Genomic DNA, 9,044 nt, shown 5'->3' with positions numbered 1-9,044 from the left:
TCACAAACGAGGACGCTCGCACGAAACTACACCGGCTCTATCCGACTATCGAGGATGCTGAGAACTAGTCACTCGACGGTTGGGAAGCTACTAGTGGCGTTCCAAACCTGAACTGATGGGTGGAACCGATGGCGGTCGTCTCGTTTCACCCATCAGTCGACGTTTGGAACGGTACTAGTTCTGCCCGTCGAGGGTGATGTAGTCGATGCCGACGATGCGGTCGTCGTCGTTGAGTTCGTCCTTGGCCGCCTCGGGAACCTGGCTGTCGACGTTGTAGACGGTCAGCGCCTCGCCGCCGTGGGCTTCGCGGGCGTTGAACATGCCGGCGATGTTGACGCCGTGTTTGCCCATCACGGAGCCGATGAGTCCGATGACGCCGGGTTCGTCCGTGTTGCGCGTGACGACCATCTTTCCGTGCGGGATGGCGTCGACGCGGTAGCCGTCGACGCGGACGATACGCGGATCGACGCCCTCGAAGAGCGTCCCGTCCACGGTGACGGAATCGTCGTCGTTGCTCACCGTCACCGAGATGAGACTCTGGAAGTCCTCGGCCTGGCGGGTCTTCGATTCGGTGACGTCGACGCCGCGGTCCTCCGCGATCTGGGGCGCGTTGACGGCATTGACCTGCCACTCGAGGGGCTCGAAGACGCCTTTCAGCGCCGAGGCGGTGACGAACTCGACGTCCTCGTCGGCGATGTCGCCCTCGTAGGTGACCTCGATATCCTCGGTGCGACCCGAGAGCAACTGCGCGGCGACCTTGCCGGCGGTCTCGGCGATCTCGATGTAGGGCTCGAGGCGTGGGAACGCGCTCTCGTCGATCGAAGGCGCGTTGAGCGCGTTCGCGACGGGTTCGCCGACGATCGCGGCGACGACCTGCTCGGCGGTCGAGGTCGCGACGTTCTCCTGGGCAGCCTCCGTCGAAGCACCGAGGTGAGGAGTAACGATGATTTCGTCGTGCTCGAGAAGCGGCGAATCCGTCGAAAGTGGTTCCTCGGCGAAGACGTCGAGGGCCGCGCCGGCGATCGTACCGTCGGCGGCCTTCGCCGCGAGGGCGTCCTCGTCGATGATGCCGCCCCGGCCGACGTTGACGACGTAGCCGTCCTCGAGCAGGTCGAGTTCCTCCTCGCCGATCATGCCCTCGGTCTCGGGGGTCAGCGGCGTGTGGATGGTGAGGAAGTCGGCGGCCGAGAGACAGTCCTCTAGCTCGACGAGTTCGGCGCCGATACGCTCGGCGCGTTCCTCGGAGATGTACGGGTCGAAGGCGACGATATCCATCCCGAGCGAGTCGAGTTTCTTCGCGACCTCCTGGCCGACACGGCCGAGGCCGACGACGCCCAGGGTCTTGCCGTCGAGTTCCGCACCGAGGTAGTCGCTTTTGGCCCACTCGCCGTCAGTCAGTCGAACGTGTGCCTGCGGGATCGACCGCGCGGTCGCGAACGTCATCGCGACGGTGTGTTCGGCCGCGGCGCGGACGTTGCCCTCGGGGGCGTTGGCGACGATGACGCCGTTGTCCGTCGCCGCGTCGATGTCGATGTTGTCGACGCCGATCCCGGCGCGCCCGACGATGACGAGGTCCTCGGCCGCCTCGAGCACCTCCTCGGTAACCTCGGTTCCGGAGCGAACGATCAGTCCGCTCGCGTCCGATACCGCCTCGAGGAGCTCCTCACCCTCGAGTTCGTAGCCCGTTTCGACGTCGTGGCCGGCGTCTCTGAGTACGTCCAGACCCGCGTCCGCGATCGGGTCCGTGACCAGTACCTTCATGCGCGAGAAACTCGTGCGGAGCGGGTAAACCCTTCCGTTGTGCCTGAAACAGGAAATAATTGCCTACAATAGTGCGAACGGGGCGGACGCCGTCGCATACGCAGTTTCAGAATGGAGTTATCTTTCTCGCTCGCTGGAGCGTCGAACACCCACGAGTCGTCGGCGGTTGTTCTGGGTACGGTATCACGGACCGCATTAGATCGTGATCAACGCCGCGCCGACGACGACCAGGGCCGCGCCCGCGACGACGCCTCGAGTCACCCGCTCTACGTCGCGCAACAGGACGGCGGCGAAGACGAGCGTAAACAGCGGGGCTGTCGCCACGAGCGGATCGACGATCGCGATCCGACCCTCCTCCAGACCGAGTGCGGCCATGAGCCCGAGCATCGCGGCCGTCGTGAGCACGCCGCTGCCGACGAAGTACCGGTAGGACGCGGCCGGTTTCTCGAGGACGTCCCGGCCGCCGACGGCGAGGACGTACGCCCCGAGCGCGACCAGTCCGGCGGTCTCGTTGATCGTCACCGCCTCGAGCGCAGAGATCGGAGTCTCGAGCATCCCGTAGCGGCGGGCCACGTTCGCGACGGCGAAGGTGGCCGCCGCCGCGATCGGCCACAGCAGATCTCGCGGCTGCCACCCACCGAGGTCGCCGCCCCGCGAGGCGGTCAGGATCGCGAGGCCAGCGACGAGGACGACGATGCCCACGCCGGTTATCGGTCCGAGCGGTTCATCGAGCACGGCGAGGGCGATCAGCGTCGCGAACAGCGGCCGAGTGCTCAGGATCGCGCTGTTGAGGCTCGCACCGACCTTGTCGACGCCGACGAAGATCGTGATCCGGCCGATGGCGGTGCCGACGACGCCGGCGAGCGCGAAGACGATCAGGACCTCGAGGGAGAGCCCCGCAAACGCCGACCGGCCGTAGAGCGCGACGACGGCGATCCAGTAGAGCGTCGAGTCGACGAGGACGACGACCATCGACGCCTGAACGGAGCCGCCGCCGGCGGCCATGCCGCGTTTGTCGAAGATCGGCGTGAACCCCCACAGGATCGCCGGAACCAGTGCGAGCGCGAGCACCTCGAGGGTCGCGCCGGTCATCGTCGCTCACTCGCGTTCGTTCCCGCTCCCATCGTCGATACTGGTGGCCGAACGGGGGTCAACGTTGGGGTATCGGAGCTACTGCACGTCATTGTACACCTGATCGGCAGACAGTTCCGCGATCAGTGTGTACATCGGTGCAGTTGGTACTATAGCGGTACTTGGGACCGTCGGCTGCCGACCGGCTCACGGCCGTCGACCAGACAGTATTTGGTACTCGGTTAACTATGCGTTAGCGACGGTTATGACGAGATTTCTCTCCCGTGGGCCGGCACGAGGTGACTCGAGCGTCGCGACGGCGATCCCAGACGCCGCTGGCCCAGAGCTATTCCCCGGTGGGCCGGGATCGTTCGCCGCCACCGTCGAGTCGTGGGCGTGGCCGGTGCTCGCAGCATCGGCGGAGACGCCGATCGCCGACGGTGATCTCGACCCCGTCGGCTCTAACTGGGTTCTCGTCGTCGTGATCCTGCTCTGTTCGATCTTGCTGGCGCGGTTCGTTCTGTGGGCGAGCCGTTGGTACCTGGCGAACGCTGACGCGGAGACGACGCTCGGCCGCGCGGCGTTTTCCGAGATCCACACGCCGTTTGCGATCACGATCGGACTACTCGGCGTCTATCTGAGCCTCCTCGTTCTGGATTTTCTCGATTCGACGCCGACCGTCGTGGCACTCATCTCGACGGCGCTGATCGTTCTCTGGGCTCGAGCCTCGATCAGAATCGGCCGGCGGTGGATCGATGTCCTCCAGGAAGGGGAGTATAGCTACGAGTTCGCGCCGATGTTCGGCAATCTCTGGACGGTAGCAGTCGCTATCGGGGCCGCGTTGCTTCTGGTTTCGGTCTGGAACCTGACGGTCACGCCGTTTCTCGCTTCGGCGGGAATTCTCGGTATCATTCTCGGATTCGCCGCACAGGATGCGATCGGCAACCTGATCGGCGGTCTCGCGCTCTACGTCGACAACACGTACAAGATCGGCGACGTTATCCGGGTCGAAGGCGAGATGCGCGGGACGGTCACCGACGTCGGCATCCGGTCTACGACGGTGCTGACCGAGGACAACCTGCTCGTGACGGTCCCGAACGCGATGTTGAACTCGACACAGGTGGTCAACGAGAGTGCGCCACAGCGTCACATGCGGCTTCGAATTCCGATTACGGCTGCCTACGGAACCGACTACGAGACGGTCGAACGACTCGTCCTCGAGGTCTGCGAGGAGTGTTCGTTGATTCGAGAGACGCCGACACCAAGGCTCCTGTTCGTCGAGTTCGGTGATTCCGCGCTGGTGTTCGAGCTCCGAGCGTACATCAACCACCCGCTGGTCGAACGGCGTGCGATCGATCAGGTAAACAGAGGAGTGTACGACGCCTTCGACGAGGCGGGAATCACGATCCCGTTCCCACAGCGGGAGCTGAGTTTCCTCGAGGATGGCGACGCCGAGTACGGGTTCGAAGAGTCCGATCTGACGGTCGAGCGTTCGGCCGAGCGAGACGATCGAGACGTTCCCGACGAACGCTGACAGCCGTTCGATCGACGTCGCCGGGCGTCTCTCGAAAACTGTCGTGGATCACGTTCGAGATGACCGTAAGATCTCATCAGAACAGTCTCTCACGGATCGGCGTCCTCTTCCTCGAGACCCCGCGGGAGAGTAACCGTGACACACCCGCCGGGTACACAGGACTTGTATGCGAGGGAGCCGCCGTAGTCGTCGACGATCAGTCCGGCGAGCCAGAGGCCGAGACCACTTCCGTGGTCGATCTGTGTCAACGGTTTCTCGTTGAAGATCCCGGTTCGCTCGGTTTCCGGGATACCGGGCCCGTCGTCGACGATATCGACTTCGACGCTCTCGTCCGTACTGCCGACGACGATCTCGACGACGGACTCTCTCTCGTTCGTGTGCACGATCGCGTTCTCGACGAGTTCGTAGAGAACCGTCCGGAGACGACAGTCCGCGATCGGTATCGGCGATTCCTCTTCCGGATCCACCACCGTAATCGTACTCGCGGGGTACTCCTTCCGGAGCTCAGTCGTGACGTCCGCAAGGAGACGTCGGAGATCGATCGGTCGCTGTGAGCGGTCGTCACCCAGGGTCGTCTCGGCGAGTTTCTTCGCGGTTTCGCTAGTTTCGATGAGCTTCTGTGTTGTCGAGACGATATCGGCCGCGTACGCCCCACGCCGGTCGTCCTCGAGTGACTTCTCGAGGGTTTCGGCGAACCCACCGATGACGTTGAGATCGTTCCGGAGGTTGTGCCGGAGGACCCGGTGGAGGATCTTGAGGTGTTGTTCGCGCATCTTGAGGTCGGTGATGTCGCGTCCCTCGGGAATCAGCAGCCGGATATCGTTCTGGTGGTCCGTCACCGGACGAACGGAGAAATCGATGATCGCCGTTCGTTCGGCACCGCGGACACGGACCTCCTCGCGGAAGAACTCGCCACTCCGAGCGCACTCGACGGCTCGACGAGCAGCCTCGCGAGCGTCTTCGCTCGACTGAAACCAGAACGTCTCCCAGATCGGCTTACCGACGACCTCGTCTCGGTCGACACCCGCAAACGAGAGCGCCGTTTCGTTCGCCTCGATCAGCGTGCCGTCGAGTTCGAGCAGTCCAGTGAACTGGTGGGTGTTGTTGAACACCGCCTCGAACCGGTGTTCCCGGTACTTCTGTTCGGTGAGGTCGCGAAACAGTCCGGTGAACAGGCGTTCCCCGTCGAAGCGGTGTTCGCGGAGGCTAATCAACACCGGCACCTCGTGACCGTCCTTGTGTAACGCCGGCAGTTCGATTCCGGCCCAGTCGATGTGTTTCTCGTCGGTCCGGAGGTACTTCTCCAGTCCCGCCTGGTGTGCGTCCCTGAGGCGTGGCGGAATGAGCGTCATCTTCGAGTGGCCGATGAGTTCGTCCGGACTGTAGCCGAGAATTTCCTCGATCGCCGGGTTCGCGAACACGATCGTGCTCTCGGCGTCGATCGTCAGAAGTCCCTCGGAGGTGTTCGCGACCAACTGTCTGAAAAACTCGTTTTCGTCGAACGGGAGACCTGGCGACTCGAGGGATCGATCGTCGTCGGCATCAGTCGATTCATTCCCTCGACACATCGTGGATAGTACGCGAACATACCCTCGACTCACGGCGTATATAGATACCGGCTACACCTTGCCTGTCCTGGATGCCTCGAGGTGGCCGTTATCGTCTCCAGGTGCTGAATGCCGGAATGTCGCCGACGTGATGATTAATATTTGACGCGGAACTGTCGGCCGGCGACCGGTCGAAACCGGTGGAGTCACTCGAGTGCGGCGACTGCTCTGACTGGAGCGCCGTCGGCTTCGGCGAATGGAAGCGGGAACGCGTACAGGCGAAACCGCTCGGGGAGCCCCTCGAGGTTGGTCAGGTTCTCGACGATGGGGAGGCCGGCACCGAGCAGCTGTCGATGGACCGGGAAGCCCTCGGGTTCGTCGTCGCCGGCGTTCGCAGTCGGGGTCGGATCGGGATTGAGCGTATCGGTGCCGACGCCGCAGTCGGCCTCGTGGAGGATCCGGCCGGCGTCCGGCGTCAGGTTGGGGTGATCCAGGTAGTCGTCGGTCGACCAGTGTTCGTCGTACCCCGTCCGTATCACGAGGATGTCGGCCGGGTCGGTGCCCGTTTCGAGGTCGTCGGGGAGTGCGTCCGGTCCGATCCGTTCGCGGGGCGAACACGGCGCCACGTCGACGAACCGCGCCTCGAGGACGAACTCGCCGACGTCCCGGTCCTCGAGGTCGTCGCCGTCGGGTTCAGTGTGACTCGGCGCGTCGACGTGCGTCCCGGTGTGGCTCCCGCAGTGAACGTCGAGGACGGCTGCGCCGTCGTCTGACACCGTCGCTGCCTGTGAGATCGTCACCTCGGGATCGCCCGGATACGTTTGCATTCCCGTCTCGATCCGATGGGAGAGATCGCGGTACACGATCGATCGTTCGAAGGGGACTCCCAAGTAGCCTGCCGAAACCTGAACTGGTTTATTGGATCGACCACAAACGGGGAGCGATGACAGTCGTCGCCTTCGACTTCGACGGGACGCTATCGGACTCCGAAATGACCGTGTTGCTCGGCAAGCGCATCGACGTCGCCGACGAGATGGCAGAGATCACCGAACGTGCGATGAACGACGAGATCGGCTACGCCGAGAGCCTCCGCGAACGGGCGGCCCTGCTCGAGGGGCTCTCCGAGGCCGACGCCCGTGGGGCGTTCGAGGAGGTCGAACTTCGACCGGGCGCGGCGGACCTGATCGGGGAACTGAACGACGCGGGCGTCACGACGGCCATCCTGACCGGCGGGTTCGAACGCGGCGTCGCGACTGCACTCGAGCGTGAGGGGGTCACCGTCGATCACATCGTCTCGAACCGCCTGCCGATGGCGGAGGGCGAACTGACCGGCGACGTCGAGGGTCCGCTGATCGAGGGGACGAAAGACGACGCCCTCGAGGACCTGGCCGACGACGTCGGCACCCCTCTTGAGGCGACCGTCGCCGTCGGCGACGGCGCGAACGATCTCCCGATGTTGCAGGTCGCCGGACTCGCGATCGGGTTCGACCCGAAGCCGGCGGTCGAACCACACTGTGACGTCGTCGTCACCTCGATGGCCGGTGCCCGGGACGTCTTGCTCGAGGAAACGATCCTCGAGTCCGCCTGATCTGCGGACGAACCCGACCACATCGCGCCGAGGACGAAGTCGCCCCTCGGTATCCCCAGCCGGGCGTCTCGCGCGGATCGGCGTCGTGTTGGACCGGTGAGCGTCGAATCCGCTCGAGCGTCGTCCGGCGAAACCGTCGTCTCGAGACGACTGTCGTTTGAAATCATCGATTTCCACACCGTGGGAGTTATTTACTCGAGACCGAGTACCTGGTCACGATGATGTGGCAAGACCTCGTGTTCATGATCGGCAGCAGCCTCTCGATCGTCTTTCTCGCGCCAACGCTGCGCGACGCGACCGCACGCGTTCCCCTCGGGACGAGCCTTCCGTCGATGGGGATCGGATTCGTCTACGCGATGACGTTCGCCACGCTCGGGATGACCTTCTCCGCTGCTGGCTCGTTCGCAGCGGGCACGATGTGGGCGCTGATCGCCCTTGTTCGCTCGCCCGCGACCCCCACCGTCATCCGGAACACCGATCCCGGGCTGCTCGCACGCGACCTCCAAAATTGGCTGCACAGCGTCGGCTCGACCGGCGTCCGAACGGAACAGTACGTCTTCGACGCGGCCGTCGACGGAAACCGCTAACACAAGGTTCGAAGTACCGCCGTGGATCGCCGCCAGCGAATCCACGACCGACGTTTGGTGTGTTCGTCCGTCGTCTCGTCGGGGGTGACTCGACGCAGAACGCGTGCCCCGTTGTCTGATACTGCCGAATGCGTGCGCCGTTGTCGACACCACAGAACAGGTGTCTGCAGGCGAGTCACAGGTTCGGTTACGTCGTTTCGCGATCGGTCACGTGGCGTCGGCCCGACCCTACTCGAACGCCACGGTCGAGAGATCGGCCTCGAGCTCGTCGACGTGCTCGTTGAACGACCTGACGAACGCCTCGACGTCGTCGACGAGCCGCCGAAGCTCCGTCGCCGGCGGCGGCCCGTACTGCGAGAGGAGATAGACGCCGTCCGAGCCGCCGACGCGTAGGTAGGAGACGGCGTCGCCGTCCCACTTGAGCTCCCAGCGCGTGCCGTCGACCGTCGTCGCGTACGTGCCGTACTCGCCGTCGTAGCGGTGGAGTTCGCCGGCCATGGCGGTAGCGACCTCGCGGATCCGGTCGACGATCCGATCCCGCTCGGCCGTCAGTTCGGCCGTCGAAGTGACTGCCGGGAAGTCGGTCGAGATGTCATCGAACAGTCCTTCGAAGGATGCGACGTACTCGTCGTAGGCGGCCACGAACGCGTCGTAGTCGGCCATCGCCGTCTCGAGGTCGTCCGGGTCGGGTGGCTGTTTGCTCGAGACGACGTAGATCTCCGACCCCGATTTCGGATCGAACCGGAGATACTGGACATCGCCTGCCTCGTACTTGAGCGTCCAGCTGCCGGCGTCCGTCTCGAACGTCTCGCTCCCGTAGTCGCCGCCCTGGAAGAGCGCGAGTTCTCGAGCGATCTCGCCGGCGTGGGTCCGGACGCGTGTTGCGAGTTCGTCCCGACGTGTTGCGACGTCGCCAAGCCCGGTACCGTCGTCCCCGAGGTCGTCGGTCATCGTCA

General features: G+C 64.3%; 8 protein-coding genes. 3 read left to right on the top strand and 5 right to left on the bottom strand.

Annotated features, from left to right (window positions below):
- Window positions 1-174: 174 nt before the first annotated feature.
- Both serA and GRS80_RS02080 read right to left on the bottom strand, forming a co-directional pair.
- Window positions 175-1,761, bottom strand: a complete 1,587-nt coding sequence (gene serA, locus GRS80_RS02085) for a phosphoglycerate dehydrogenase (protein ID WP_160046109.1) — start codon at window positions 1,759-1,761, stop codon at window positions 175-177.
- A 195-nt stretch (window positions 1,762-1,956) separates the two neighbouring features.
- A complete protein-coding gene (locus tag GRS80_RS02080) occupies window positions 1,957-2,853 on the bottom strand; it encodes a DMT family transporter (protein WP_160046108.1) in 897 nt (298 codons plus the stop codon).
- A 244-nt stretch (window positions 2,854-3,097) separates the two neighbouring features.
- On the opposite strand from GRS80_RS02080, the gene GRS80_RS02075 reads away from it, so the two are divergent.
- A complete protein-coding gene (locus GRS80_RS02075; RefSeq protein ID WP_160046107.1) occupies window positions 3,098-4,366 on the top strand; it encodes a mechanosensitive ion channel domain-containing protein in 1,269 nt (422 codons plus the stop codon).
- Window positions 4,367-4,455: 89 nt separating this feature from the next.
- Here GRS80_RS02075 and GRS80_RS02070 read toward each other — a convergent pair whose 3' ends face one another.
- Together GRS80_RS02070 and GRS80_RS02065 are read right to left on the bottom strand one after the other, a co-directional pair.
- The gene (locus GRS80_RS02070; RefSeq protein ID WP_160046106.1) at window positions 4,456-5,934 is read right to left on the bottom strand and encodes a PAS domain S-box protein; all 1,479 of its coding nucleotides are present in this window, start codon (window positions 5,932-5,934) and stop codon (window positions 4,456-4,458) included.
- Window positions 5,935-6,119: 185 nt separating this feature from the next.
- A complete protein-coding gene (locus tag GRS80_RS02065) occupies window positions 6,120-6,776 on the bottom strand; it encodes a cyclase family protein (RefSeq protein WP_343161409.1) in 657 nt (218 codons plus the stop codon).
- Window positions 6,777-6,856: 80 nt separating this feature from the next.
- On the opposite strand from GRS80_RS02065, the gene serB reads away from it, so the two are divergent.
- Both serB and GRS80_RS02055 read left to right on the top strand, forming a co-directional pair.
- The gene (serB, locus tag GRS80_RS02060; RefSeq protein ID WP_160046105.1) at window positions 6,857-7,501 is read left to right on the top strand and encodes a phosphoserine phosphatase SerB; all 645 of its coding nucleotides are present in this window, start codon (window positions 6,857-6,859) and stop codon (window positions 7,499-7,501) included.
- A 218-nt stretch (window positions 7,502-7,719) separates the two neighbouring features.
- Complete coding sequence (locus GRS80_RS02055) at window positions 7,720-8,088, top strand: hypothetical protein (protein WP_160046104.1); 369 nt, start codon at window positions 7,720-7,722, stop codon at window positions 8,086-8,088.
- A gap of 228 nt (window positions 8,089-8,316) precedes the next feature.
- On the opposite strand, the gene GRS80_RS02050 is transcribed toward GRS80_RS02055, so the two are convergent.
- Window positions 8,317-9,039: a hypothetical protein gene (locus GRS80_RS02050; RefSeq protein WP_160046103.1), complete on the bottom strand. Its 723-nt coding sequence runs from the start codon at window positions 9,037-9,039 to the stop codon at window positions 8,317-8,319.
- Between the last annotated feature and the right edge of the window lie 5 nt (window positions 9,040-9,044).

The sequence above is a fragment of the Natrialba sp. INN-245 genome (assembly GCF_009807105.1).
Classification (GTDB): domain Archaea; phylum Halobacteriota; class Halobacteria; order Halobacteriales; family Natrialbaceae; genus Natrarchaeobius; species Natrarchaeobius swarupiae.
Note: the sequence above shows the minus strand (reverse complement) of the source record. Positions and strands in the feature narration are given on the sequence as shown.

Excerpts from the sequence above, each read along its gene's own strand:
- GRS80_RS02080 (WP_160046108.1), bottom strand. The coding sequence starts at position 2,853 with ATGACCGGCGCGACCCTCGAGGTGCTCGCGCTCGCACTGGTTCCGGCG.
- serB (WP_160046105.1), top strand. The coding sequence starts at position 6,857 with ATGACAGTCGTCGCCTTCGACTTCGACGGGACGCTATCGGACTCCGAA.
- GRS80_RS02070 (WP_160046106.1), bottom strand. The coding sequence starts at position 5,934 with ATGTGTCGAGGGAATGAATCGACTGATGCCGACGACGATCGATCCCTC.
- GRS80_RS02055 (WP_160046104.1), top strand. The coding sequence starts at position 7,720 with ATGATGTGGCAAGACCTCGTGTTCATGATCGGCAGCAGCCTCTCGATC.
- GRS80_RS02075 (WP_160046107.1), top strand. The coding sequence starts at position 3,098 with ATGACGAGATTTCTCTCCCGTGGGCCGGCACGAGGTGACTCGAGCGTC.
- GRS80_RS02050 (WP_160046103.1), bottom strand. The coding sequence starts at position 9,039 with ATGACCGACGACCTCGGGGACGACGGTACCGGGCTTGGCGACGTCGCA.
- serA (WP_160046109.1), bottom strand. The coding sequence starts at position 1,761 with ATGAAGGTACTGGTCACGGACCCGATCGCGGACGCGGGTCTGGACGTA.